Below are 25814 nucleotides of genomic sequence, written 5' to 3'. Positions count from 1 at the left end.
GGCATTATGATGCGGCACAGCACCACGCTGTGCTTTGGTAAGCATGACTGACCTTTTATCTATACTGGCGATAGTGCGGATATACGAATGCGGGAGGAAAGCGCGGGGGCCGCGCGAGGCGGAGGCACGCGGGGGAAAGAAGGAAAAGGAAGCTGAAGCGGCTTCGCCGCGCTTGTCGCGCTGGATTCCGGGTCTGGCCATGCAGCTTCGCTGCATACCGCCCGGAATGAGGGCGTGTGTGGCGGGTTTCAAGCCAACCCCAAGCTCCTCATTCCGGACAAGCGAGGCGAAACCGAGCGCCGATCCGGAACCCAGCGCAACAAGCGCGGCAAAGCCGCTCCGTTTCCCGTCCCTTCCCTACTCCGCCGCCACCCTCACCGGCTCGTTCGCCCGGAATGCCTGCACCAGAGCCTCACGCCTTGGCCGGGCCGCCTCGATCGCCTCGCGGCGAATGTGGCCGTAGCCGCGGATGGTGTCGGGCCAGGCGGCAAGCGCGATGGCGGCACCATGGTTGGCCGGCTCCAGCGCGCCGGTGATCTCGTCGATCACCATCATGTAGTCGTCGCGAAGCGCGCGTTCCTGCCTGCGGTCGGCAAGCCGCGCGAACGGATCGACCATGGTGCCGCGGATGCGGCGAAGCTTCGCCAGCACGCGCAGCACCGGCATCATCCACGGCCCGTAGGTGTGCTTTGCCGCCTCGCCGGTCTTCGCGTCCTCGCCGCCGAAAATCGGCGGAGCGAGATGGAAGCGGAGCTTCTTCCAGTTCGAGAATTGCGCCTCCATCTGGCGCTGGAAACTGCCGTCGGTATAGAGCCGCGCGACCTCGTATTCGTCCTTGATCGCCATCACCTTGAAGAGGTTGCGCGCAACCGTCTCGGCAAGCGCGGTGGAGCCGGGCGCAACACGCGCCTCCGCCTGCCGCAGCTTCGCCAAACGGTCGGCGAAGCCTTGCGCATAGGCCGCATCTTGATAGTCGACCAGGAAGCGCGTGCGCCGCTTGATCATCTCCTCCAGGCTTTCCGAAAGCCGGCGATGCCCCCGAGCCTCGGCGGGACGCGCGGTGAGCGCCTCGACGCTTGCAAGATCATCCGCCGCAAGCCGGCCCCAGCGGAAGGCGTCGCGGTTCATGGCGACCGCCACGCCGTTCATCGCGATCGCCTCTTCGATGGCCTCGCCCGAAAGCGGCACCGCCCCCATCTGGAAGGCATAGCCCAGCATGAACATGTTGGCGGCAATCGCATCGCCCATCAGCGCGGTGGCAATCCGCGTCGCGTCCACGAAACCGGAGCGGCCCGGCCGGGCCCGCTCGCCGATCGCCTGCACGAGGCGGCGCGAAGGCAGCGTGAAATCGGCATCGTGGGTAAACGCGCCGGGATAGGTGAGCTGGGTGTTGACGACGATGGTGGAACGCGCCGGATCGGCCGCCGACAGCACCTTCGCCGAGCCCGCCACCACCATGTCGCAGCCGATGACGAGATCGGCCGCACCGGCGCCGACGCGGATGGAGTGGATGTCGTCGGGACCGGGTGCGATGCGGATGTGGCTTGTCACCGCCCCGCCCTTTTGCGCAAGGCCGGCCATGTCGATGATGCCGATGCCCTTGCCTTCCAGATGCGCGGCCATGCCGAGCACCGCACCGACCGTGACGACACCCGTGCCGCCGACGCCGGTCAGGAGGATGCCATAGGCCCCGTCAAGCTCCGGCAGGTCCGGCGCCTTGAGCGCGGAAACGTCCGGCCCGCCCGTCTCTTCCTGCCCCACTGGCTTCTTGCGCAGCTCCGCCCCTTCCACGGTGACGAAGCTCGGGCAGAAGCCCTTCAGGCACGAAAAGTCCTTGTTGCAGCTCGACTGGTCGATCTGCCGCTTGCGGCCGAATTCGGTTTCAAGCGGCTGGATGGCGACGCAGTTCGACTTCACCCCGCAATCGCCGCAGCCCTCGCAGACGAGCTCGTTGATGACGACGCGGCGGTCGGGATCGGGAAAGGTGCCGCGCTTGCGGCGGCGGCGCTTTTCGGCGGCACATGTCTGGTCGTAGATCAGCAGCGACAGGCCCTCGACATCCGAAAGCTCGCGCTCGACGTCCAGAAGCTCGTCGCGGTGATGGATCGTGGTGCCCATCGGCCAGCCGGTGGAGGGGGGATATTTGCCGGGCTCGTCGGTGACGATGGCGATGCGCCTCGCCCCTTCCGCTGCCACCTGCGCCGCGATCTGCGGCACGGTCAGCCCGCCATCGTGCGGCTGGCCGCCGGTCATGGCGACCGCGTCGTTGTAGAGGATCTTGTAGGTGACGTTGACCTTCGCCGCCGCCGCCGCGCGGATCGCCAGATAGCCGGAATGGTTGTAGGTGCCGTCGCCGAGGTTCTGGAAGACGTGGCCGCGCGTGGAAAACGGCGCCTCGCCCACCCAGTTGACGCCCTCGCCGCCCATCTGGGTGTAGCCTTCGGTGTTGCGGTCCATCCATTGCGCCATGAAATGGCAGCCGATGCCGGCATAGGCGCGCGAACCCTCCGGCACGTGGGTGGAGGAATTGTGCGGACAACCGGCGCAGAAATAGGGCGTGCGGACGGCGACGTCCTCGGTGCGTTTCAGCGCGGCCTGGGCCTCGGCCAGCCGGCGCGAGCGGCCGACAAGCGCCTCGTTCGGCGCGAATTTCGAGATCCGTTCGCCGAGCGCGACGGCGATGTCGTTGGCATCGAGCGCGGCCTTGGCGGGGAAGAGCCAGTCGCCGGCCTCGTCGCGTTTTCCCACGATGACGGGCGCATGGGCGCGGCCATAGAGGATCTCGCGCATCTGGCTCTCGATCAGGCCGCGCTTTTCCTCAACGACGACGATTTCCTCAAGCCCGTCCGCAAAGCGGCGAATGCCTTGCGGCTCCAGCGGCCAGGAGCAGCCGACCTTGTAGAGCCGGACGCCGAAATCGGCGCATTTGACCTCGTCGAGGCCGAGACTGTCGAGCGCCTGGAGAACGTCGAGCCAGCTCTTTCCCGTGGAGACGATGCCGATGCGGGGGCTGCGGCCGCCGGAATGGACAATCCGGTCGAGCCCGTTTACGGCCAGATAGGCAAGCGCTGCCGGCAGCTTCACCTCGTGCAGGCGTTCTTCCTGGGCAAGCGGCGGATCGGAAACCCGGATATGCGGTCCGCCCTGGGGAAACGCGAAACCGGGCAGGTGCGGTGCGAAGCGGGCGAGCGAGGCATCGATGGAGGCGGTCGATTCCACGTTGTCCTTGACGCATTTCATGCCGGCCCACACGCCGGCGAAACGCGACAGCGCAAAGCCGTGCAGGCCGAAATCCAGCATCTCCTGCACGCCGGCGGGATTGAGGATCGGGATCATCGCATCGACGAAGGCGTATTCCGACTGGTGCGCGGTGGTGGAGCTTTCGCAGGTGTGATCGTCGCCCATCAGCGCCAGCACGCCGCCGTGCGGGCTGGTACCCGCGAGATTGGCATGGCGGAAGGCATCGCCGGAGCGGTCCACCCCCGGCCCCTTGCCGTACCAGATGCCGAAGACGCCCTGAACGCGACCCTCCCCGCGCATGGCGACCTGCTGCGTGCCCCAAAGTGCGGTGGCGGCCAGATCCTCGTTGATGGCGGGCTGGAAATGGATGTCGCGCGGCGCCAGAACCTTCTTCGCGCGGGCGAACTGCTGGTCGAGCCCGCCGAGCGGCGAGCCGCGATAGCCGGTGATGTAGCCGCCGGTCACAAGCCCCGCCGCCTCGTCCAGCGCCTTTTGCATCAGCGTGAGCCGGACGAGCGCCTGGGTTCCCGAAACGAAGACCCGGTCGACACCGAGATCGTACTTGTCGTCGAGGCGCACCGGCTTCAGGCTCATGTCGTCTCCCATTTCGATTTCGAGCATGTCGCGGGGCGTGTGCGCCGTGTCGCCAGTCAAGGTCGCCGGTCAAGGCCGCGACTTCGGGGACAGGCAGCGCCGTCAGGGTCGTTCCTTGCCGCAAGGACAAGGAGATTGCCACATTCGCTCCCGCGGGGCGGGCCGGGCCATGGGGAATGGCCGTCCGTCCGTAGGTGTCGATAACTTGGCCGAGGAAACGGCGGCGCGTCAAACGGTTTATCGGGAATTGTGGCCGCGTGTGCGCCAATCGAACCAAATGATGGACGGTGCGTTTTCTGATAGCGCGGCAGAAGCCGGCAAGTCTTCATGCGCGCGGAAGGGCTGAATCCGCAACGTCGCGGCACAGCAAGCAAGGGGCCAATTCATGAGACGTATTCACATTCACGCGCCGAGCCGGACGATTTTTCTGGTTTCGCTGGTTTTCGCCGTCATCGGTCTCCTCGACGCGGTGACAACGGTCTTCATCCTGCCGATCGCGCCTTTGTGGATGGTGACCATCGGTTACGTCATCCTGGCCGTGGGGTGCTGGGCGCGGGGGATCTAGGGCGATTCACAAGGGGATGGGAGCAAGTCGCCCATCCTTCGAGACGGCCTGCGGCCTCCTCAGGATGACGTTATCGTGGGGTTGGTCTTGAAGAAAACATCAAGAGACACAACGTCATCCTGAGGAGCGCTCGACAGAGCGCGTCTCGAAGGATTGGCCGCTTGCGTCGCGCCCCCTCACTACCCGTAAATGCCCCCTCACTACCCGTAAATGACCGTCGGCAGCCACGTCGCGACCTGGGGCGCGAACCAGATCAGCGCCAGCGCCGCAACCTGCAGGATCACGTAAGGGATGATGCCCTTGTAGATCGCCGAGGTGCGCACGCTGTCGGGCGCCACGCCGCGCAGATAAAACAGCGCGAAGCCGAAGGGCGGGGTGAGGAACGAGGTCTGCAGGTTGACCGCCATCATAACGGCCAGCCAGACCGGGCTCATCGGCGCGCCGCCGGGCATCTCCATCTTCAAAAGGACCGGCGCCACCAGCGGCACGACGACGAAGACGATCTCCAGGAAATCGAGAAAGAAGCCGAGGACGAACATCACCGCCATGACGGCGATGACGGCACCGAGCGTGCCGCCGGGAAGATCCGACAGCGCCGACTTCACCAGTTCCTCGCCGCCGAGATCGCGGAAGACGAGGGAAAAGAAGCTCGCCCCGATGACGATGGCGAAGACCATCGAGGTGATGCGCGCGCTCTGGCGCGAGACATCGCCCAGAATGCCGGCACGGGTGAGCCGCGTCAGCACCAGCAGGAAGCTTGCGGCGAAGGCGAGCGAAAGTGCCGCCGCCAGCACGATGCCGGCGAGATCAACGGCAGGGATCTCGTCGCGCATGGGCCTGAGATCCATGAACGCGGTGAGCACCAGCAGGCCGATGAGCGAGACGAACGCGATCTGCACGGCGCGGCTCGCCCCCGTGGTGAGCCGGTTGCCGGCGAGTAGCAACGCACCGGCCGCCCCGACGCCGGCGGCCTCCGTCGGCGTGGCGATGCCGGCGAGGATCGAGCCCAGCACGGCGACAATGAGGATCACCGGCGGCATCAGCGCTGCGAGGATTTCGCCCTTCGGCATGTCCGCACCGGCCTCCGCCATGGCGGGCGCGGCCTTCGGCCGGATCAGGGCCACCACCATCTGCCAGGCGATGTAGAGACCGACGAGCATCAGCCCCGGCAGCAGGGCGCCGGCGAAGAGATCGCCGACGGAAACGGTGTCGGGCGCGAAATTGCCCATCTCCATCTGCGCCTTCTGGTAGGCCGTGGAGAGCTGGTCGCCGAGGATGACGAGAACGATGGAGGGCGGGATGATCTGGCCGAGCGTGCCGGCCGCTGCGATGCCGCCGCACGCGAGCGCCGGCGAATAGCCGTTCCGGAGCATGGTCGGCAGCGACATCAGCCCCATGGTGACGACGGTTGCGCCGACGATGCCGGTGGAGGCCGCCAGCAGCGCGCCGACCAGCGTGACCGCGAGCGCCAGCCCGCCATTCATGCGCCCGAACAGACGGCCCATCGATTCCAGCAGATCCTCGGCGACGCGCGAACGCTCCAGCACCACACCCATGAAGATGAAGAGCGGGACGGCGACCAGCACCTCGTTGGTCATCTGCCCGAAGATGCGCGAGGGAAGGGCGGCCAGCGACAGCGAGGCGCCGGCGAAATGGCCGAGCAGCGCGAAGATGAGCGCGACGCCGGCAAGCGTGAAGGCGACCGGGTAGCCCGTCATCAGCAAAACGCAGGCGACCGCGAACATGGCGATGTCGAGCGAATGGAGAAGATCGGCCGGATTGAAACCAAACAGCATCACGCGACCCTCTCGCCGTCGGCGCCCGCCTCGCGGGTGAAGCGGCGAAGCGCGGCCGGCCGGCCGGCCAGCGCGGCGAGGCCCTTGAGCACGATGCCTGCGCCTTGCAGCGCCATCAGCCCGGCGAAGACGAGGATCAGCGTCTTCAGAAGGTAGATGCCCTGGATGCCGGAAGTCTCGCGCGAGCCTTCAAGGATCGACCACGAGCGGGCGACATAGGGGCTCGAGACCCACAGGATGACGGCGCACATCGGCAGGAGAAAGAACAGCGTGCCGAACGTGTCGACAGCCGCCCTCACCCGCGGCCGCGCCTCGCGATAGAGAATGTCGACGCGCACATGCGCATCGACGGCGAGCGTGTAGGCGCCGGCCAGCAGGAACGTTGCGGCATGCAGGTAAACAATGGATTCCTGCATCCAGATCGAGCCGATCCCGAAGACGTAGCGCATCAGCACGACGGCGACCTGGATGACCACCATCGCCGGCATCGCCCACGAAATGGCACGCCCGATGGCGCAGTTGAAGCGGTCGATGGCGGCGGCGACGGTGAGCATTGGAAGAATCCCGTATGAACGTCGCGTTCGCATAGCATTGACGGGGCGAAATGAAAACGTTCACGCAGCGAAAGCCCGCGCTGACGCGCCGGCCGGCGCGCTTCCGCGAGGCCGGGGATGTCTGGTTCGGGCTTCGTCCTCTGACCGCCATTCCCGCGAAGGCGGGAATCCAGCCCCGTGTGAGGGCTGATGTTCAATTCCCTAAGAAAATCTTGTGGTTACTGGATCCCCGCCTGCGCGGGGATGACAATGGTGCCTGTGGTTCTCTACGTGGGCAGACGCCTACCAGTGCAGAATTTTCGTATTATAGTACCACTCCCGGACCAGACACCAAGGAGACCGCGAAGCGGTTGTCTCGAAGGACGGGCGACTTGCTCCTGTCCAGCCGCGAACGTTCCTGAAACGCAGAAACCGGGATCCGTTCCATCGCGGCACGGATCCCGGTTTCGTTCGTGTGGTCAGGGCCGAGGGCCCGCAGGTGACGCGCCTGATCAGAAGCTCAGCGACACGTCTCGGTGACCCGACGAGCAGGCGGCGACGAAGAGTGCCTGTTCGCGCGGCAGGCGCGGCTGGGCGCGCAGGCCGATCGTGTCGCGGATCGCCGCCTCATAGGCGGCAAGCTCCGGCAGCAGCGTCTTCACCGCCTGCTCGCGCCACGAAAGCCCGGCCTCGAAGGTCGCCATCGTCTTCGCGATCGCGGCCCGCGCAGCGTCCTTGTCAGGCGTCTTCGACCGCATCGCCTTGCGCACGTCGTTGATGCCGGAGCGCACGTCCGAAGCCCCCTCCACGTCACTGACGCGCGAGCGGATCCCCTCCACGTAGTCGACGTAGGCCTGCGGATCGAGTTCGTCGAGCTTCGGCTCCAGCGTCTTGAGATCGTCGGCGAGCGCGGCATAGGCATCCGCGTCGCGCAGCACCTTCAGCACCTCCTGCAAGGGCTCGTAGGCCTGATCGGTCGTGCGGCGGAAGGTCAGCCGGGCGACGTTTTCCGCGCGCTGGATCTTGGAGAAGGCGGCATGCTTCTCCTTCCATTCGGCCGGAATTTGCGCCTGAAGCTCCGCCCGCTGGGCCTTCAGCGTCTCTATCTTCGCGGCCGCCCGCTCGCCGGCGGCCTCGGAGTAGATGCCGGTAGGCCCGGATCGGCGCACGATCAGTTCCTGATCGTCGATCCGCGTGTCGAGGCGGCGAATGTCGCGTTCGATCGCGCGCACCTCGTCGTGCAGCGGCCGGTAGGCGACGGCGGCCTGATCGACCGCGTTCTCGGCCGCGACGATCGCCTCCATCGCCGGCATCGCCTCGCCGGCCTTGCCGATCGCCTCGGAAAGATCGTCGCGGAGGTCTTTCGGCAGGGCGGAAAGGTCGAGCCCCCGCGCCTTCTCGATGGCCGCGCGGATCTGGTCGCCGTTTTCGGCGAACTGCTCGCGGTCCCACTCCTCCAGGCAATATTGCAGGCGCGGGTTCTTGGGCGGCGGCGCCGTTTCCGACATCAGCGAGACGCGGTTCGGCAGGTAGTTCACCAGCGCCGGATAGAAGCCGACGATAACGAGTGCCAGGATCTGCAAGCCGATGAAGGCGACGACGCCCTTGTAGATGGAGATCGTGCGCACCGTGGGCGGGGCGACGCCGCGCAGATAGAACAGCGCGAAGCCGAAGGGCGGGGTGAGGAACGAGGTCTGGATGTTGAGGCCGATCATCACGCCCAGCCACACGGCGGTGACGTTGGCGCCGGGATCGGCGAGCAGGATCGGCGCCACGATGGGAACCACGACCACGGCGATCTCGATGAAATCGAGGAAGAAGCCGAGGAGGAAGATCACCATCATAACGATGAAGAACTGCATCCAGAAGCCGCCGGGCAGGCCTTGCAGGAACTCGCGCACCAGCTCCTCGCCGCCGAACGCCCGGAAGGCCGCCGTCAGCATGGCTGCGCCGATCAGGATGATGAAGACGAGCGAGGACGTCTTCGCCGTCTCGATCATCACGCCCTTGAGCGTGTCCTCGAACTTGATGGTGCGCCAGCCGCTCCACAGGATCGAGATCAGCAGCAGCGACACCGCGATGCCGGCCACCACCAGCGCCAGCATGTCGGCGCTGGTCTGGATGTTCTTAATGTTGACCGAATGGAAGCCGATCACCACGGCAAGGGCGATGAGCGCGATGACCGTGATCGTCGCCGGCCGGTAGGCTCCCTTCTCGCCGTCGCGCAACCGGTAGCCGGCCATCACCATGGCGCCGGCCGCCCCGATGGCGCCAGCCTGGTTGACGGTGGCCACGCCCGCGATGATCGAGCCCAGCACCAGGAAGATCAGCGCCAGCGGCGGGATCAGCGTCATCGCGACCTTGGCCAGAAAAGCGCCGGTGATCTTCTCGCCGGTGTGGACCGACGGTGCCAGATGCGGCTTGGCAATGGCGAAGCCGAGGATGAACAGCATGTAGAGCCCGACCAGCAGAAGACCGGGAATGAAGGCGCCGAGGAACATTTCGCCGGCCGAGGTGGAGACCACGCCGAAATCGGACGGCATGGAGAGCTCGCCGGTCGAGGCCTTGTAGAGCTGCTGGCGCAACGTACCGGCCTGATCGACCGCGCTCGCGAGCTGGTCGGCCAGGATGATGAGAACGATGGAGGGCGGGATGATCTGGCCGAGCGTGCCCGATGCGGCGATGGTTCCGGTGGCGAGCGGCACGGAATAGTTGGAGCGCAGCATGGCCGGCAGCGAGATCAGGCCCATCGCCACCACAGTGGCGCCGACGATGCCGGTGGTGGCCGCCAGCAGCGCGCCGACGAAGACGACGGAGATGCCCAGGCCACCGGGCACCGGGCCGAACAGCGTCGCCATGGTGACGAGCAGGTCCTCCGCGATCTTGGAGCGCTGCAGCATGATGCCCATGAAGACGAAGAGCGGAATGGCGATCAGCGTGTCGCGCTCCGCCTCCCAGTAGACGCCGCGGAAATTCGTGACGCCGGCCGAAAGCCACTGCGAGGGCCCGCCAAGAGCGAAATAGGCATCCGTGCTGCCGGCGAACAGCCAGCCGGCGGTGGCGGCGATCGCGATGGTGACGATGGCCGAACCGGGCAGCGCGAAGGCCACCGGAAAGCCGGAACCGAGCGTCAGAGCCATCATCAGGATGAGAAAGAGAAGGAAGAAGAGTTCCATGAAAATCTCTCTGGGCAGGACGTGCCGGACGGGCTGGCGCCCGGCTTTCTGGCTGGCTACTGGATGGCGTGGACGTCGTGGTCGCGCCCGCCCGGCTCGCCGCGGATATCGGCCACCGCGTCGAGGAAATAGCTGACGAACTGGATCATCATCGACGTGGCGAAGATGGCGAGGAAGCCGGCCATCAGATACTTCACGTAGAGCCCGAAGCCGGCCTGGGTCGTCTCGAACGACAGGAGCGGCGAGTTGATGATGTTGGACTTGCCGCCCATGCCGACCACCAGGATCACCCAGCACAGCGCGATGCCGAAGACCACCGAACCGAAGGCGTTGACGTAGCCTTTCGTGCGCACGGAGAAGTTCGTGTAGAACACGTCGACGCGCACGTGCCCCTCCTCCTTCAGCGTGTAGGCGGAGGCGAACAGGAACAGCGCCGCGTACCAGAAGCGCACCAGATCGGCCATGAAGGCCTGCTCGTAGGAAAACACGAAGCGGAAGATCACGATCATCAGCTCCGCCGCGACGACGAGCAGCGCCAGCCAGGGAAAGCCCAGCGTGCGCGTGAAGGCGGCCAGCACGATCGAGAGCCCGATCAGCGGCATGTGGACATAGGGCCCGCGCCATTGCGAACGGCCGAGATCGCCGGCGATCTGATGACCGACGAGCGCCTCCAGAAACCCTTCCACCCGCAGGAACGAGATCACCATATCGGCGAGCCCGACCGTGACCACCATCCAGAATGCGGCGCGGATGAGGAAGGCGTTGATGTCGGAGATCCGCCGGGAATCGGCGCGCAGCGGCGTCTCCTTGTGGCTGAGCACGTAGGCGGCGCCGAGGCCGATCGCCACCACGTAAATGCCGGCCTGCAGCAGCGCCAGCGGATCGCCCGAGCCGAACGCCGCAGGGCCCGGCATGCCCTGCCAGTAGGTCAGGTAGTCGTTGAGGAGATAGGCGGCGAGGACGGCCAGAACCGACCAGCCGAAGAGACGGAAAATCATAATGTTCTCGTTCGACCTGGCGCCCGGTCCGAGCCGGGCTGCTGTTGCGAGCGGTATCGCGATCTTTGCCTCGATCAGTGTTGCGGCGGCGCGACGATATCGCCGCACCCGCCGCCTATCGAAACCTTGGTGACGCAGCATCCCGACGACGCGGAACCATGGAACAGCGGAACCATGGACATTCGCTCAGGCCTGCAACGTCCGCAGGCGGCCGGTGGGGCCGCCCGCGGGTTTGCATCGCCTGCGATCACACGGTGATGCCGAGCACGCGGTTGCGCTGCTCGGTGTAGCCGGTATCGGCCAGAAGCATCCAGCGGCCGAGATCGGAGCGCGCCTTGGCGAAGCTCTCGTGCGTGCGCCTGGCGAGATCGGAATGCTCCACCGTTTCGGCGAACACCGCCTCGGAGGCCTCGCCGAAGGCGTCGTAGATCTCGTTGGAGAACTTCCTGAGCTTCACGCCGTGCTCGTTGATGAGCTTGTCGAGGTAGGTGCCGTTGTTCTGGTTCGTCTCGGCGGCCTGCATGGCGTTTTCCTCCATGCACGCGGCCTTGATGATCTGCTGGTCGATTTTCGACAGGCCGGAGTACCACGACTTGTTGGTCCCCAGCGCCAGTTGCAGGCCGGGCTCGTGCATGCCGGGGTAGTAGTAGTATTGCGCCGCCTCGTAGAGCTTCAGGAAGTAATCGTTCCAGGGCCCCACCCACTCGGTCGCATCGATGGCGCCGGAGACGAGATTTTCGTAGATCTGACCGCCGGGCAGCGAGACCGGCGAGGCGCCGAGCTTGGCCAGAACGTCGCCGCCGAGACCCGGCATGCGCATCTTCAGGCCCTTCAGATCATCGGCCGTCTCGATTTCCTTGTTGAACCAGCCGCCCATCTGCACGCCGGTATTGCCGGCGGAGAACGCCTGGATGCCGAAGCCGTCGGACAGTTCGTCCCACAGATCCTGGCCGCCGCCGAACTTCATCCAGGCGTCCATTTCCGGATAGGTCAGCCCGAACGGCACGGAAGCGAAATAGGCAAAGGCGGGGTGCTTGCCCTTCCAGTAATATTCGGCGCCGATATAGGCCTGGGCGTTTCCGGAAGCCACTTCATCGAAGCTGTCGAAGGCGCCGACGCGCTCGCCGGCCGCGAAATACTGGACGGCGAGACGCCCCTCCGACAGCTCGCCGATGCGCGCGGCCAACCGCTGCGCGGACGAGCCGAGGCCGGGAAAGTCCCGCGGCCAGGTGGAAACGATGACCATGTCGGTGACGTTCTGCGCCCGGACCGCGGGCGCGGCGAGCGTGGTGGCCGCAGCGGCCGTCGCACCAATGCTGGCATTCTTCAAAAACGAGCGACGATTCATGAAAAAACCTCCCAAACTGAATGTGCGCGTCCGGCAAGTCGCGCATTCAACGGCGCCTCTCCCGGCCTCCCCGCCCGGTTTGAAGCGCGCCGTTCCCCTCCTCAGGGTCCCGGCTCTGATATAAAGCGCATGTCCTGACAGTATACAAGCCAAAGTCTCGCATACGGCCACGAGTTATGAATACGATATTATCTGGCGCATTTTTGTGCAGACGAATACGAGGACCCGGACCGCGATAAGTACACCTTTGCTTTCCGGTATCGGAACGCGCGGAACCGAATTACCCTGACGAGCGGATATTCCGGCCCCGCCCGACGAATCCCGCCGGGCGGAGGCGTATGTTTACGTAGCGTCATACGAAAAGGCAAGGACTGCTGACGTATTTGATCATCCGGTCGAGTTTCCGCTAAGCGGCCGGAAACCGCCGGATGGCGACGCCACGCCGCCCGCCGAAACGACGGCAGGCGGCAGCCGTCTTGCCGATCAGACCGTGATGCCGAGCACCCGGTTGCGCTGCTCGGTGTAGCCGGTATCGGCCAGCAGCATCCAGCGACCCAGATCGGCCCGCGCCTTGAGGAAGCTCTCGTGGATGCGGCGCGTGAGGTCGGAATGCTCGATGGTGGTCTGGAACACCGCTTCCGCGGCCACGCCCATTTCGTCCAGCACCTCGTCGGGGAAGCGGCGCAGCTTCACGCCGTGCTCGTTGATCAGCTTGTCGAGGTAGAGGCCGCTGTTGTGGTTGAACTCGGCCGTCATCATGGCGTTCTCCACCATGCAGGAGGCTCTGATGATCTCCTGGTCGATCTTCGGCAGGCCGGAGAACCACGACTTGTTGACGCTCATCGAAAGCTGCGAGGCGGCTTCGTGCAGGCCCGGATAATAGTAGTACTTCGCGACCTCGTAATACTTCAGGAAATAGTCGTTCCACGGGCCGATCCATTCGGCCGCGTCGATGGTGCCTGCGACCAGCGCCTCGTAGCTCTGGCTGGCCGGCAGCGAGACGGGCGCGACGCCGAGCTTCGACATGATGTCGCCGCCGAGGCCCGGAATACGCATCTTGAGGCCGCGCAGATCGTCGACGGAGTTGATTTCCTTGTTGTACCAGCCGGCCATCTGGGTGGCGGTGTTGCCGGCCGCAAACGGCTTGAGGCCATAGCCGTCGGCCAGTTCGTCCCAAAGCTCCTGGCCGCCGCCGAATTTCATCCACGCGTCCATCTCCGCGTAGGTGAGGCCGAAGGGAACGGAGGTGTAGTAGGAGAAGCCGGGATCCTTGCCCTTGAAGTAGTAGTCGGCCGAGCAATAGGCCTGCGCGTTGCCGGACGCCACCTCGTCGAACACGTCGAAGGCGCCGACGCGCTCGCCGGCGGCGAAGTACTGCACGTTGATGCGGCCTTCGGAAAGGTCGGCAATGCGCTTGGCGAGCCGCTGGCTGCCGGTGCCGGGGCCCGGAAAATCGCGCGGCCAGGTCGCGACGATCACCATGTCCGTGGTGGTCTGCGCCCGCACCGCAGGTGCGGCAAGCGCCGCGGTGGCCGTGGCCGCGGTTCCGACACCCGCCTTCTTCAGAAATGAGCGACGATCCATAATACATTCCTCCCAATTATTGCGTAGGCTTATGACGCAACGCTCGTTACACGTGCCCCAGCGAAACGAGGCATGCGAACCGGACACGTAAGGCCCGGAAATCGCTATATTGCGCAGGCGCTGCCGCCGCACAAGAAAAACTCACATTGCGTCGTACAATCGGAAGATTTGTCGCATCTGCTACGTCGTTTCGACATTATATTTCGCTATACATGGCAAATTCGCATGCTTGCCTTGGAGCCGTTACGAGAGCCTCGCGCGCGCCGGCGTGGGGAACAGGGCAGGTATCGGGCAACTGCTGGGCGGGTATCGGGGTGGGGGCCGGGGTGGGGGGCGGGCGGGGTGGACACGGGTTTCGTCGCGACGAAGCCGGATGAAGCCTGTGGAGAAAACGACTGACGATGCGGGAATCACCCCGAAGGAAAGCCCGAAACGGGAAAGGGCGATGCGGTTTCCCGCATCGCCCCCATCGCTCTCCCTCCCGGGAGCCCGGCTCCGCCGCCTGCCTTGTCCGAAGACCCGCGGCGGCGGGAAATCAGACGGAGATGCCGAGCACGCGGTTGCGCATCTCGGTGTATCCGGTGTCGGCCAGCAGCATCCAGCGCCCCACATTGGACCGCGCCGCCACGAAGCTCTCATAGGTGCGCTTGGTGATGTCGTTGGTCTCGATCGCTTCCTGGAACACCTCGTCCGAGGCCTTGCCGAACGCGTCATAGATCTCGTCGGAGAACTTGCGCAGCTTCACGCCATGTTCGTTGGTCAGCTTGTCGAGGAAGATGCCGTTGTTCCAGTTGGTCTCCGCCATCTGCTTGCCGTTTTCCTCCATGCAGGCGGCTTCGATGATCTGCTTGTCGATGTCCGGCAGCTTGGAGTACCAGGACTTGTTCATGCCAAGCGAAAGCTGCGAGCCCGGCTCGTGGAAGCCCGGGTAATAGTAGTATTTCGCGGCTTCGTAGAGCTTCAGGTAATAGTCGTTCCACGGGCCGATCCACTCGGTGGCGTCAATGGCGCCGGAGACGAGGTTTTCGTAGATCTGGCCGCCGGGCAGCGAGACAGGAGAGGCGCCGAGCTTGGCAAGGACGTCGCCGCCAAGCCCCGGCATGCGCATCTTCAGACCCTTCAGGTCGTCGGCCGTGTTCACTTCCTTGTTGAACCAACCGCCCATCTGGCTGCCGGTGTTGCCGGCCGCCATGCACTTGAGGCCGAATTCATCGCCCAGTTCGTCCCACAGAGCCTGTCCGCCGCCGAACTTCATCCAGGCGTCGATCTCGGTATAGGTCAGGCCGAACGGTACGGCGGTGAAAAACGCCCAGGCCGGATTTTTGCCTTTCCAGTAATAGTCGGCGCCGAGATAGGCCTGCGCGTTGCCGGAGGCGACCTCATCGAAGCTGTCGAAGGCGCCGACGCGCTCGCCGGCGGCATAATATTGCGTGGCGATGCGACCTTCGGTGAGCTCGCTGATCCGTTTGGCAAGGCGCTGCGCCGACGTGCCCACGCCGGGAAAGTCGCGCGGCCACGTGGAGACGATGACCATTTCGGTGGTGGTCTGGGCCCGGACCGCGGGCGCGGCGAGCGTGGTGGCCGCGGCGGCGGTCGCACCGATGCTGGCGTTCTTCAAGAACGAACGACGATCCATCCTGTATTCCTCCCGAGTAAAAAGCGCGCGACACGCACGTGCCGCGCCTGCGACAGCACCACACGCTCCGGGTCCCAGCCGGAACAGCGATGCCCGGCCCCGCCAGAGCGGGGCCCGTCAAACAAGATAATAAGACGCACACCCCATAGATTTACAAGTTAAATTGCCGTTTCTATGTGGAACCCTGTACGCAAATAGTCATATTATACGGGTGTTTGCGAAGGATATAGAAAGACGATGACACGACCGATCGCTCTCGTTTCAGCCGACGTCCGCCCGGCCGACGGGCATGTCTGGCACGCCGCTGCGGCAACTTACCTGGAAGCGTTGATAGCCGGTTCGGATGCCGTTCCGCTGATCCTGCCCTCGCTCGGGCCGGCGATCGATCTCGATGCGGTGCTCGCCCGCGTCGACGGGGTAATGCTGACGGGATCGCGCAGCAACGTTCACCCCGCGCTTTATGGCGGGGTGGCGAGCGAGGCGAACGGACCCTACGACACGCAGCGCGACGCCACCACCCTGCCGCTGGTGCGCCGGGCGCTGGAGCTCGGCATTCCGCTTCTGGCGATCTGCCGCGGCATGCAGGAAATGAACGTGGCGCTGGGCGGCACGCTGGCCACCGAGATCCAGACCCTGCCGGGCCGTCAGGACCACCGCGCGGCGCAATCCGACAATCAGGACGAGCGCTACGGCCTTGCCCACGAGATCACGGTGGAACCGGGAAGCTGCCTCGCCGACGCGCTCGGCGCCGGCCCGGACGGCGGAACGACGCGGGTGAACTCGCTGCACCGCCAGGCGGTGGATGCGCTGGCGCCGGGCCTTCTCGCCGATGCGCTGGCCGCCGACGGCACCATCGAGGCCGCCCACCCGGACGGGGCGAAGGGCTGGACGCTGGCCGTGCAATGGCACCCGGAATACTGGGTCGCCTCGGACGAGACCTCGAAGCGGATTTTCGCTGCCTTCGGCCAGGCGATGCGGGACTGGCAGAGCCGGCGGGAAGGTTGAGGAAGAAATCGGCGGAATAGGACGGGAGAAAGAACGCACTGTCCGTCCATTAGAAAGGCGCCCCCGGGCAGGGGGGGCAGGGTAATTACGTTGCGTTATATTGTCATTATTATATTCAATATGCAATATGTAATTTGCAAAAGAGAGAGGAAACTCAAATGCCGAAATATATCTTAAACAAGAATAAGCAGGACTCGTCGAGCGGATCGAACTACGAGTTGCACAACGAAGATTCGGGAGCTTGCATTCGATTTCCGAAGCCTGAAAATCGGCTCCAGGTGGGAACCTATTCCAATTGTCGAGACGCAATCGCGGCAGCGCGGCGGCAATATCCTGCAATGGCTCCCAACATTGATGGCTGTTACTACTGTTGTCCCGACTGCCACAACGAATAGGCCCCGTTGGGTAACGTCTCGCAGAACCGGGATGACGCTGCAGAGATCGAACGCGAGGCATGGGGCGTGCGGTGAGGAGGCTGTTTCCTCCAAACCGCCTTCCACCTTCGACGTCATCCCCGCGAAGGTGTTGTGTCCCGGGAGGATGGAGCGACGCGGAGGTTCCCCCGCGTCCTAAGAGCCCGGCCCGGAAATGGTATCGGGCTACGCGCTTTCGGCTATTCCCCTCATGCCCCTCCGCCGTCATTGCCCGGCGAAGTCCGGGCAATCCACCTTCAGCCGCAGTATTCGGGGCACGCGCTGGATCACCCGGACTTCGCCGGGTGATGACGATGGAGAGGTATGAAGGCGCGTAGAATTCGGGGCGACGAACCGACTACCATTTTCGGGTCAGGCTTTGAGGACAGGAAACTCCACCTCTGCCGGGCTATTTTTTTTCCCCGCACGCATTAGTGTTGCACCGATGATGGCGCTTCAAGCGCCGCGCCACGACGTGCGAGGGAGAGAAACGGGAATGACTGACGACAAACGCCGGATGTTGCGCTCGAGAGCCTGGTTCGACAATCCCGACAATCCGGCGATGACCGCGCTCTATCTGGAGCGCTACCTGAATTTCGGACTGACGCGCGAGGAGCTGCAGTCGGGCAAGCCGATCATCGGCATCGCCCAGACCGGCTCGGACCTTTCGCCCTGCAACCGCCATCACCTGGAACTCGCCAAGCGCGTGCGCGACGGCATCCGCGAGGCCGGCGGCATTCCCTTCGAGTTTCCCGTCCACCCGATCCAGGAAACCGGCAAGCGCCCGACGGCGACGCTCGACCGCAACCTCGCCTATCTGGGCCTCGTGGAACTGCTCTACGGCTACCCGATCGACGGCGTCGTGCTCACCATCGGCTGCGACAAGACAACCCCCGCCTGCCTGATGGCGGCGGCGACCGTCAACATTCCGGCGATCGCGCTTTCCGTCGGGCCGATGCTGAACGGCTGGTACAAGGGCCAGCGCACGGGCTCGGGCACCATCGTGTGGAAGGCGCGCGAGCTGCTGGCGGCCGGCGAGATCGATGTCGGCGGCTTTGCCGACCTCGTCGCCTCCTCCGCGCCGTCGGTGGGCTACTGCAACACCATGGGAACGGCGACGACGATGAATTCGCTGGCCGAGGCGCTTGGCATGCAGTTGCCCGGTTCCGCCGCCATTCCCGCGCCCTACCGCGAGCGCGGGCAGATGTCCTATCTGACCGGCCGGCGCATCGTCGACATGGTGCACGAGGACCTGAAGCCTTCCGACATCATGACGCGCGCCGCCTTCGAAAACGCCATCGTGGTCAACTCCGCCATCGGCGGGTCGACCAACGCGCCGATCCACCTCAATGCCATCGCCCGGCATCTCGGCGTGCCGCTGGAGAACGACGACTGGCAGAAGATCGGCCACCACGTGCCGCTTCTGGTCAACATGCAGCCTGCGGGCGAATATCTGGGCGAGGACTACCACCATGCCGGCGGCGTGCCGGCGGTGATCGCGGAACTGATGAAGGCGGGGATGCTGCCGCACCCGGGCGCGATCACGGCGAACGGCAAGCCGATCGGCGAGAATTGCGAGGGCGTCGAGAACCTCGACACAAGGGTGATCCGGCCGGTTTCCGACCCGCTGATGAAGGATGCGGGCTTCGTCAACCTGAAGGGCAATCTCTTCGACAGCGCGATCATGAAGACCAGCGTTATCACCCCGGAATTCCGCGCCCGCTATCTGGAAAACCCGGACGACCCGAACGCTTTCGAGGGCCGCGCCGTCGTCTTCGAGGGTCCGGAGGACTACCACGACCGGATCGAGGATCCCGCGCTCGACATCGACGAGCATTCGATGCTGTTCATTCGCGGCACGGGGCCGATCGGCTATCCGGGCGGGGCGGAAGTCGTCAACATGCAGCCGCCGGCCGCCCTCATCAAGCGCGGCATCACCGCGCTTCCCTGCATCGGCGACGGCCGGCAGTCGGGCACCTCCGGCTCGCCTTCCATCCTCAACGCGGCACCGGAGGCGGCCGCCGGCGGCGGGCTCGCGCTCCTGAAGACCGGCGACCGCGTGCGCATCGACCTCAACGCCTGTACGGCGGACATCCTCATCGACGACGCCGAGCTTGCCGACCGCCGCAGGGCGCTGGAGGAAGCGGGCGGCTTCGCCTACGCGCCGAACCAGACGCCCTGGCAGGAGATCCAGCGCGGCCTCGTCGAACAGTTCGACAAGGGCATGGTCTTGCGGCCGGCGGTGAACTACCGGGACGTCGGGAATTCCGCACCGGCTGTCGGCAGTCACGGCATTCCGGGCGTGCCGCGCGACAATCACTGAAGGGTCGCACGGTGAAGCAAGCAGATTGCTTCCCTCTCCCCCCTTGTGGGGGAGAGGGGAACAAGCGGCATGCGCATGCGCCCCTCCCAAACAAAAAGGGCCGCCCGCAACCGGACGGCCCCCTTTTTTTTTGCCATGGCAAATGTCGCGGCAGGCGTCCCGCCGCCCGGTTATGCCGCCGGCTGATAGAGCCGGGCCTGCACGAGACCGGAGCCCGACAGCCTGTCGAGCGCCTTGGCGCCCGCCAGCACGGCGAGATCGACCAGCGGTTCCACGATGATGACCGTCATGTAGGCCGCCCCGAAGGAGGCGACATTGGCCATGTTTTCCGCGCCGAAGCCCTGGCCGTAGAGCGCCCAGAAGCCGACCCAGCAGACGATGCCGCCCTGATAGGCGGTCGAAAGCGCCAGCGCCTGGGAATACTTCACGTCCTTGTAGGCGGTGGCGGCCGGGATGATGCGCCGGGCCAGGAAGCTCATCGCGTAAAGCGGCACGATCAGCGTCGTGACGTTCATGCCGTATTGCGGCAGGTCGAACGGCGCGAAGAACACGCCCTGGATGAGCAGGCCGAGCGCCAGCCCGAGGCTCGCCGGCCCCGCGCCGAAGATCAGGAAGAGCGTGGAGCCGAGGATGAGATGTACCTCGGAAACGCCGACGGGATGATGCGGCAGTACCTGGAAGAAGCAGAACACCAGCGCGGTGGTGATGACCGTGCGCGCGGCAAGCGCCGAGGCGCCGCCGATCTGCCCGATGCCGCGGCCGGTTTCACGGATGGTGTCGAGCGCCATCTTGCCGGCAAGCCCGATGGCGCCGACGCCGGTGGCGTAGCTCAAGCCGATCTTGGCGCCGTCGACGACGCCCGGTTCGATATGCATGTCGTTCCTTTCCCCGCACCCTTCGTGCGGGTCCGTGGCGCGCCGGCAAGCGGCAACGCCTGTTGAGGCCATTGTCCGGGCAGGTCTCCTGACTCACGCCTCAACGCCGGATCTCCGCCTTCCCGGGATCGATACCCAGTGGCTTCTCCTGTCGGGCTTGTCGCCCGACGGATGACAGGAGCCGGCTCCGCGTTCACAGTTGCGAGGGCAGTCACGGATCGGGCCCCCGATTGGGTCAGCCTTACCGTGTTCCCATTTAATCCCGCGGGCTTTGCCCGCATGGAACCCGAATACCCCATACTAGACCGGATTCGAGCCTCAGGGAAATCCTGTAGGCGAAGGCCACGTCGCGCCAAGCGCCAGCGACCGGTGCGCGGCGTGCAAATGCGGGCCTTCGCGGCCCGCTCTTGCCACCTCCCCCGCGCGCCCGCATAGTCGGGCTTCGGGGAAGATGACCGGGCGGGCATGGAGCCGTGAGGAGGGCGCTCTATGAACCATGTTCTCATCCTGGGAGCCGCCGGCATGATCGGCGCCCGGCTGGCCGCGCGCATTGCGGAAAACGGAACCATCGGCGGGCAGTCGGTCGACCGGCTGACGCTCGCCGACATCATCGAGCCCGCCGCTCCCGCGGCCGGCGACATCCCCGCTGCTCTTTCCGTCCAGACGCTTGCCGCCGACATTTCCGATCCGGAAACGGCCGAACGGCTCGCCGGGCTGAAGCCCGACATCGTCGTGCATCTGGCGGCCATCGTCTCCGGCGAGGCGGAGGACGATTTCGACACCGGCTACCGGGTCAATCTGGAGGGCACGCTGCGGCTTCTGGAGGCGTTGCGGGATACGGGCCACGCCCCGCGGCTGGTCTTTGCCTCTTCAATCGCGGTCTTCGGCGCCCCCTTCCCCGACCGCATTCCCGACGAACACCACCTGACCCCGCTCACCTCCTACGGCACGCAGAAGGCGATCTGCGAACTGCTGCTCGCCGACTATTCGCGAAAGGGGTTCGTGGACGCGGTGGGTCTGAGACTTCCAACCATCGTGGTCAGACCCGGAAAACCCAACAGGGCGGCCTCGGGCTTCTTTTCCTCCATCATCCGGGAGCCGCTGAACGGCGATGTGGCGATCCTGCCGGTATCAACCGAGGTTCGCCACTGGATGGCCAGCCCGCGCGCCGCGGTCGGCTTTCTCGAACATGCCGCAACCATGGACACCGAGCGCCTGCAGGGACGGCGCAACATCACGATGCCGGGAATTTCGGTGAGCGTTCAGGAGCAGATCGACACCCTGCGCGATCTGGCCGGCCAGCAGCGGGTGAAGCTCATCCGCCACGTGCCGGACGAACGCATCGCCGCCATCGTCGCGGGCTGGCCGCGCGACTTCAACACATTTCGCGCGCGCAGCCTGGGCTTCACGCCGGACGCGAATTTCGCCGAGATCGTGCAGACTTACGCGGCCGAGGAGGGGATCAGGCTTTAGTGCCGGACGGCGCGGGCTTTTTTTTGGGGGGGGGGATTTGAAGAGGATTTTAGGGGTGGGTTTCTTTATTGCGGCTCATCCTTCGAGACGGCCTGCGGCCTCCTGAGAGCCCGACCCGAAAATGGCATCGGGTTGCGCGCCTTCAACCTCTTACGCGCATACCTCTCCATCGTCATTGCCCGGCGAAGTCCGGGCAATGACGATGGAGGGGTATGAAAGGGCGTAGACTTCGCGGCGAAGAACCAACTGCCACTTTCAAGCCAGACTCTGATGAGCGCCCGCGAGAGCGCGTCTCGAAGGATGAGCCACGAAAAAGCCCCTCACCCCCAAAGCCCCATGGCAAAATCCCGCCGGCGGGCATGCGCCGCGGCGGGATCGGGCAGGAAACGATGTGTTCGGGCCGGCACAGGCAATTGTCTTGCCCGCCGGCGCGGCGTTTCGGGCGCTTTACACGACGGCGAGGTCGCGCGCCTCGTTGCGGTCGCCGGCGTGGACCAGCTCGTAGAAGACCACCTGGCCTTCCTTCAGCAAGTTAAGGCCCGCCGCCTTGACCGCGTTCATATGGACGAAGACGTCGTTTCCGCCATGGTCGGGCTCGATGAACCCGAAACCCTTGCGCGGGTCGAACCACTTCACATTTCCGTTTTCCATGTTTGTTTTTCCTTATTCCATGAAATATCGAGGCCGGAGCGCATCATTGCGCGTCCAGCTTGTGCAACACTTGCGGTCTTCAAAAAGATCCGCCGGAAGGAAACCATCCGGGCCGTGCGTGATTTGGGGGCCGCGACGTCGCCGTCTTGACGTGGTCGCCTGGCCATCCCGACTTTCGCGCCGGCTCTTTCTTCTTTTTCTCAGCCGGCACGTTCCGCGCCGGAGCGAGACTTTTCGGTCTCAGTTCATTCAGAATGGTGGACCGGTGTGGTTAAAAGATGGTGCATGGACGATGACAATTCAAGAACGGTGTTTTCCGTGCGCAATGAACGCCATGGGAGAAATGCGAAAAAATGGGTCCGCTGCCGCTTTTTCGCCGCCCGGCTGGCGTGCATGATGCGCAACGAGGGAACAGGACGGAACCGCACATGATCGACAGGCCGAAACTTCCGGGCTTTGCCAGCCCCGGCACGCTCGAAACGCTACCCGCGCGCTCAGCGATGCCGGGGTCGATCTAGTGGGGGAGCGAACAGAGGAAGACCGCACGGCCGGCACGCCGACCGATCCGGCATCGATAGACACGCCTGACCTGAAGGCCGCCGCCGGACGCCGTCCGACCAGCACCTTTTCAGGCTTCGGGCTGGATCTGCCGGGCCATTTCGCGGCCCGCCACCCCGCGATTGCCGCGCTGCTGCTCGTCGTGGTGATCGTCGTCTCCTCGCTGGCGATCCCGAAGCTCCATTTCGACGACAATCTCCAGCGGGTCTTCGCCTCGCGCGCGGAAACCTCGGAATCGCTGACGAGCGGGCGCAACGTCGTGGTGCTTGCGGAAAGCGACCATCCCTTCACCGCCGCCGACTTTTCCGCCATGCGCGACTTCTCGCTGGAGCTGCAGCTTCTCGACCGCGCCGAATTCGTGCTCTCGCCCTTCTCCATGCGCTTCTCCACCGCCGATGCCGACCATCCGGGCGAGGCCGTCTTTCCCTTCGACATCAAGGACGCCGATATCGCCGCACGCCTTGCCGCCTACCGCGCGAGCGATCCCGATATCCGCCCGCTGATTTCCGCGGACATGAAAAGCGCGCTCATCTTCGTCGCGCTCGACGGCTCCATGAAGCGCGGCGCGCTGCGTGCGAAACTCGACGATATCCGCGCACTTTCCAAGGAGTTCACAAAGACCGGCCTCGCTTACGAGCTGACCGGCGTCGACGCCATCGCCTTCGACATCGCCGGCGCGATCAAGTCCGATCTGATCCGGCTGAACGGGGCGGGCTGCGTCATCGCCATCATCCTCGCCTTCCTGATCTTCGGCACGATCCGTACGACGCTGGTCGTTGTCGCCCCTGCGCTGGTCGGCGCGGGCGTGTCGCTGGCGCTTTTCGTCGCCTTCGGCTTTCCCGTCACCGTACTGTCGAACGTGGTGCCGATCCTGGTGCTGGTGCTCGGCATCGCCGACAGCATCCACCTGACCATGCACTATCTGGTGGAAACCGAGGGAACCCGGCGCGAACGGCTGACGCAGACGATTTCCGACGTCGGGCCGGCCTGCGCGCTGACGGCACTGACCACCGCCATCGGCTTCGGCGCCATCGGCGCCACATCCAACGTCCCTTTACGCGAACTGGCGATCCTGGGGGCGGCCGGCGTCATGGCGTCCTTCATGGTGGTGCTGGTCGGCTTCACGCTGATCGCGCCGTTCTGCAAGCCACCGGCGGAAAACAAGCGCAGCCTTCTCATGCGCGCGCCGGTGCCCGCTTTCTTCGAGCGCTGGGCGCTCGGGCGCTCGCGGCTCGTCATCGCGCTCGCCGTCGTGGTCATGGCTGGCGGACTTTATTCCGTCTCGCGCACCGAGATGTGGTTCCCGCTCTTCCAGAACATGCCGGAGACGAGCGACGTCAGGCTCGCCAACGACCGCATCGAGAAGGCTTTTGGCGGCTATTTCCGGCTGTGGATCGACCTCGATGTCTCCGGCGACAACGCGCTTGAAACGAAAAAGGGCTGGGCGCGGATGAAGCACCTGGTGGAAAGCGTGGAGACCGCGGCACCCGACTATTCGGTGCTCTCCGTTGTCACCGCCGCGCGCTGGCTGGGCGAGCCGGACCGGGCGCCAACGGAAGAGGAACTGGCGAAACTCGACGCCACCCAGCGCGCACAGCTGCTCTCGCCCGACGGCAACACCGCGCATGTGATCGTGTTCGTGCCCGAACCCATGCGCGATCACACCTCGCTGCGCCTTCAGGACGCCATCACGGAGGCGGCAAAGGCGGCGGGAGCGGAACGCGTCTACGGCTTTCCCGCGGTGCTGCGCCACAACGCGCTGCCGATGATCCGTCAGCTGGCCGAAGGCCTGATGGGCGCCTGCATCGTGGCGGTGATCGTGGTGGCGGCTGCCTTCCGCTGGCCGATGCTGGCCCCTGCCCTGCTGTTTCCCAACGTCCTGCCGCTGGTGCTGGCGGCTGCGGCCCTTCACGTCGTCAACAACGGGCAAGTCAATCCCACAGCCGTGCTGGCGCTCACCGTGGCCTTCGGCATCGCGGTGGACGATTCCATCCACTTCGCCAACCGCTACCGGCTGGAACGCTCCATCGGTCTGGACGTTGACGAAGCGCTACGGGTGGCGATCGGCCAGACCGGCCGCGTCATGATCATCACCACGGTGCTGATCGCGGCGGGCGTGATGGTGACGCTGACGAGCGCGTTCTCGACCGTCAGGCTGTTCGGCATCATGCTGATCCTGACGTTCTTCGTGGCGCTTGTGGCGGATCTGCTGCTGCTGCCTGCCATCCTGCGCCTGAAATGGTTCCGACGCCCGAAATGGTTTGCCGAGACATGATGGAAAGACGCCTGACCTTCGCCCTCGCCGCAACGCTTGGCCTGCTGGTCGCCTTCCCGGCCGCCGCCGACCCCGCGCTCGACACCGCCGCCGGCCGCTGGTCCGGCAAGGGCTGGGTCAAGCGGGGAAGCGAGGAGGCAAAGCAGATCGTGCGCTGCCGGATCGCGTCCGATTTCGAGGCGCCGCGCCTGTCCATCGAGGGCAAGTGCGCGGCCTCGGGCACGAATTTTCCCGTGAAGGGCTATATCGACGAGGCGGGCGGGCGCTTCACCGGACGCTGGTACAGCCCGACGAGCAGCGCGATTGCCCCGGTGACGGGCCGCACGCGCGGCAAGGAAATCGCCATCAGCTTCACGTTCCCGGCAAAGGAAGGCCGCAAGCCGGTTTCCGGAAAGCTCTCGTGGGAAAAGGGCTCAGACGAACTGGTGCTGACCAGCACCGACGGCACCGGGGAGTTGAGCCGGATCGTGTTCGAGCGGTAGGGCGCAAACTCATCGCCGCGCAGCCTCTTACAGCCTGACCTCTTCGACAGCCTGCCCGTGCTCAGGCTCCCAAGCCTTTGCCATGTTCAATACATCCTCGAACGGCTCATCCGGGTGAGACGTCGTGCATAGGAAGCGTTTCGCGTCGCTGCCGTCACTGACGACGATCTCGTCGATAATGTCTTCAACCCTAGCGCAGCCTGGTCCCACCACTGCTACAAGCGACACGTCATCGCGCAGGCATTGCTCGACAAAGCCGTAGAGCAAAGTCTCATCCGATACCGGAACG

17 protein-coding genes and 1 riboswitch are annotated in these 25814 nt (G+C 65.1%); of the genes, 6 read left to right on the top strand and 11 right to left on the bottom strand.

Annotated elements, in window-relative coordinates; translation table 11 throughout:
* Positions 1 to 357: 357 nt before the first annotated feature.
* On the bottom strand, positions 358 to 3834 hold the full coding sequence (locus tag V2L18_RS06940) for an indolepyruvate ferredoxin oxidoreductase family protein (protein ID WP_336177715.1): 3477 nt from the start codon (positions 3832 to 3834) through the stop codon (positions 358 to 360).
* Positions 3835 to 4219: 385 nt separating this feature from the next.
* Here V2L18_RS06940 and V2L18_RS06935 point away from each other — a divergent pair, with 385 nt between their 5' ends.
* Entirely contained in the window at positions 4220 to 4399 is a 180-nt protein-coding gene (locus V2L18_RS06935) for a hypothetical protein (RefSeq protein WP_336177262.1), read from the top strand.
* Between the two features lie 200 nt (positions 4400 to 4599).
* On the opposite strand, the gene V2L18_RS06930 is transcribed toward V2L18_RS06935, so the two are convergent.
* The 7 genes from V2L18_RS06930 to V2L18_RS06900 all read right to left on the bottom strand — a co-directional run bounded on the left by V2L18_RS06930 (position 4600) and on the right by V2L18_RS06900 (position 15470).
* Positions 4600 to 6195: a TRAP transporter large permease subunit gene (locus V2L18_RS06930; RefSeq protein ID WP_336177260.1), complete on the bottom strand. Its 1596-nt coding sequence runs from the start codon at positions 6193 to 6195 to the stop codon at positions 4600 to 4602.
* Positions 6195 to 6749, bottom strand: coding sequence for a TRAP transporter small permease subunit (locus V2L18_RS06925; RefSeq protein WP_336177258.1), 555 nt, complete (start codon positions 6747 to 6749; stop codon positions 6195 to 6197). Before V2L18_RS06925 ends, V2L18_RS06930 begins: the two co-directional genes overlap by 1 nt.
* 491 nt (positions 6750 to 7240) lie before the next feature.
* The gene (locus tag V2L18_RS06920; RefSeq protein WP_336177256.1) at positions 7241 to 9904 is read right to left on the bottom strand and encodes a TRAP transporter large permease subunit; all 2664 of its coding nucleotides are present in this window, start codon (positions 9902 to 9904) and stop codon (positions 7241 to 7243) included.
* Positions 9905 to 9960: 56 nt separating this feature from the next.
* Positions 9961 to 10902 (bottom strand): TRAP transporter small permease subunit, encoded by a 942-nt coding sequence (locus tag V2L18_RS06915; RefSeq protein ID WP_336177255.1) that lies wholly within the window; start codon positions 10900 to 10902, stop codon positions 9961 to 9963.
* A 247-nt stretch (positions 10903 to 11149) separates the two neighbouring features.
* Positions 11150 to 12250, bottom strand: a complete 1101-nt coding sequence (locus tag V2L18_RS06910) for a TRAP transporter substrate-binding protein (protein ID WP_336177254.1) — start codon at positions 12248 to 12250, stop codon at positions 11150 to 11152.
* Positions 12251 to 12733: 483 nt separating this feature from the next.
* On the bottom strand, positions 12734 to 13834 hold the full coding sequence (locus V2L18_RS06905) for a TRAP transporter substrate-binding protein (RefSeq protein WP_336177252.1): 1101 nt from the start codon (positions 13832 to 13834) through the stop codon (positions 12734 to 12736).
* A 535-nt stretch (positions 13835 to 14369) separates the two neighbouring features.
* A complete protein-coding gene (locus V2L18_RS06900; protein WP_336177250.1) occupies positions 14370 to 15470 on the bottom strand; it encodes a TRAP transporter substrate-binding protein in 1101 nt (366 codons plus the stop codon).
* 237 nt (positions 15471 to 15707) lie between these two features.
* Between V2L18_RS06900 and V2L18_RS06895 the strand changes: the two genes are divergently transcribed.
* Together V2L18_RS06895 and V2L18_RS06890 are read left to right on the top strand one after the other, a co-directional pair.
* On the top strand, positions 15708 to 16475 hold the full coding sequence (locus V2L18_RS06895) for a gamma-glutamyl-gamma-aminobutyrate hydrolase family protein (protein ID WP_336177248.1): 768 nt from the start codon (positions 15708 to 15710) through the stop codon (positions 16473 to 16475).
* A 909-nt stretch (positions 16476 to 17384) separates the two neighbouring features.
* Positions 17385 to 19211, top strand: a complete 1827-nt coding sequence (locus V2L18_RS06890) for an IlvD/Edd family dehydratase (RefSeq protein WP_336177246.1) — start codon at positions 17385 to 17387, stop codon at positions 19209 to 19211.
* 170 nt (positions 19212 to 19381) lie between these two features.
* Here V2L18_RS06890 and V2L18_RS06885 read toward each other — a convergent pair whose 3' ends face one another.
* Positions 19382 to 20086 carry an energy-coupling factor ABC transporter permease gene (locus tag V2L18_RS06885; protein WP_336177244.1) on the bottom strand — a complete coding sequence of 235 codons (705 nt, stop codon included), beginning with the start codon at positions 20084 to 20086 and terminating at the stop codon, positions 19382 to 19384.
* 60 nt (positions 20087 to 20146) lie between these two features.
* Positions 20147 to 20391: riboswitch (cobalamin riboswitch) on the bottom strand.
* A 184-nt stretch (positions 20392 to 20575) separates the two neighbouring features.
* Between V2L18_RS06885 and denD the strand changes: the two genes are divergently transcribed.
* Complete coding sequence (gene denD, locus V2L18_RS06880; protein ID WP_336177242.1) at positions 20576 to 21559, top strand: D-erythronate dehydrogenase; 984 nt, start codon at positions 20576 to 20578, stop codon at positions 21557 to 21559.
* Between the two features lie 447 nt (positions 21560 to 22006).
* Here denD and V2L18_RS06875 read toward each other — a convergent pair whose 3' ends face one another.
* Positions 22007 to 22210, bottom strand: a complete 204-nt coding sequence (locus tag V2L18_RS06875; RefSeq protein WP_336177240.1) for a cold-shock protein — start codon at positions 22208 to 22210, stop codon at positions 22007 to 22009.
* Between the two features lie 517 nt (positions 22211 to 22727).
* Here V2L18_RS06875 and V2L18_RS06870 point away from each other — a divergent pair.
* Together V2L18_RS06870 and V2L18_RS06865 are read left to right on the top strand one after the other, a co-directional pair.
* A complete protein-coding gene (locus tag V2L18_RS06870) occupies positions 22728 to 25043 on the top strand; it encodes an MMPL family transporter (RefSeq protein WP_336177238.1) in 2316 nt (771 codons plus the stop codon).
* The gene (locus V2L18_RS06865) at positions 25043 to 25525 is read left to right on the top strand and encodes a hypothetical protein (protein ID WP_336177236.1); all 483 of its coding nucleotides are present in this window, start codon (positions 25043 to 25045) and stop codon (positions 25523 to 25525) included. The genes V2L18_RS06870 and V2L18_RS06865 overlap by 1 nt, the downstream gene beginning before the upstream one ends.
* 27 nt (positions 25526 to 25552) lie before the next feature.
* Here V2L18_RS06865 and V2L18_RS06860 read toward each other — a convergent pair whose 3' ends face one another.
* On the bottom strand, positions 25553 to 25792 hold the full coding sequence (locus V2L18_RS06860) for a hypothetical protein (protein WP_336177234.1): 240 nt from the start codon (positions 25790 to 25792) through the stop codon (positions 25553 to 25555).
* Between the last annotated feature and the right edge of the window lie 22 nt (positions 25793 to 25814).

This window comes from Breoghania sp. JC706, from assembly GCF_037026715.1.
GTDB lineage: Bacteria > Pseudomonadota > Alphaproteobacteria > Rhizobiales > Stappiaceae > Breoghania.
This window is presented reverse-complemented; position numbering and strand designations above follow the sequence as displayed.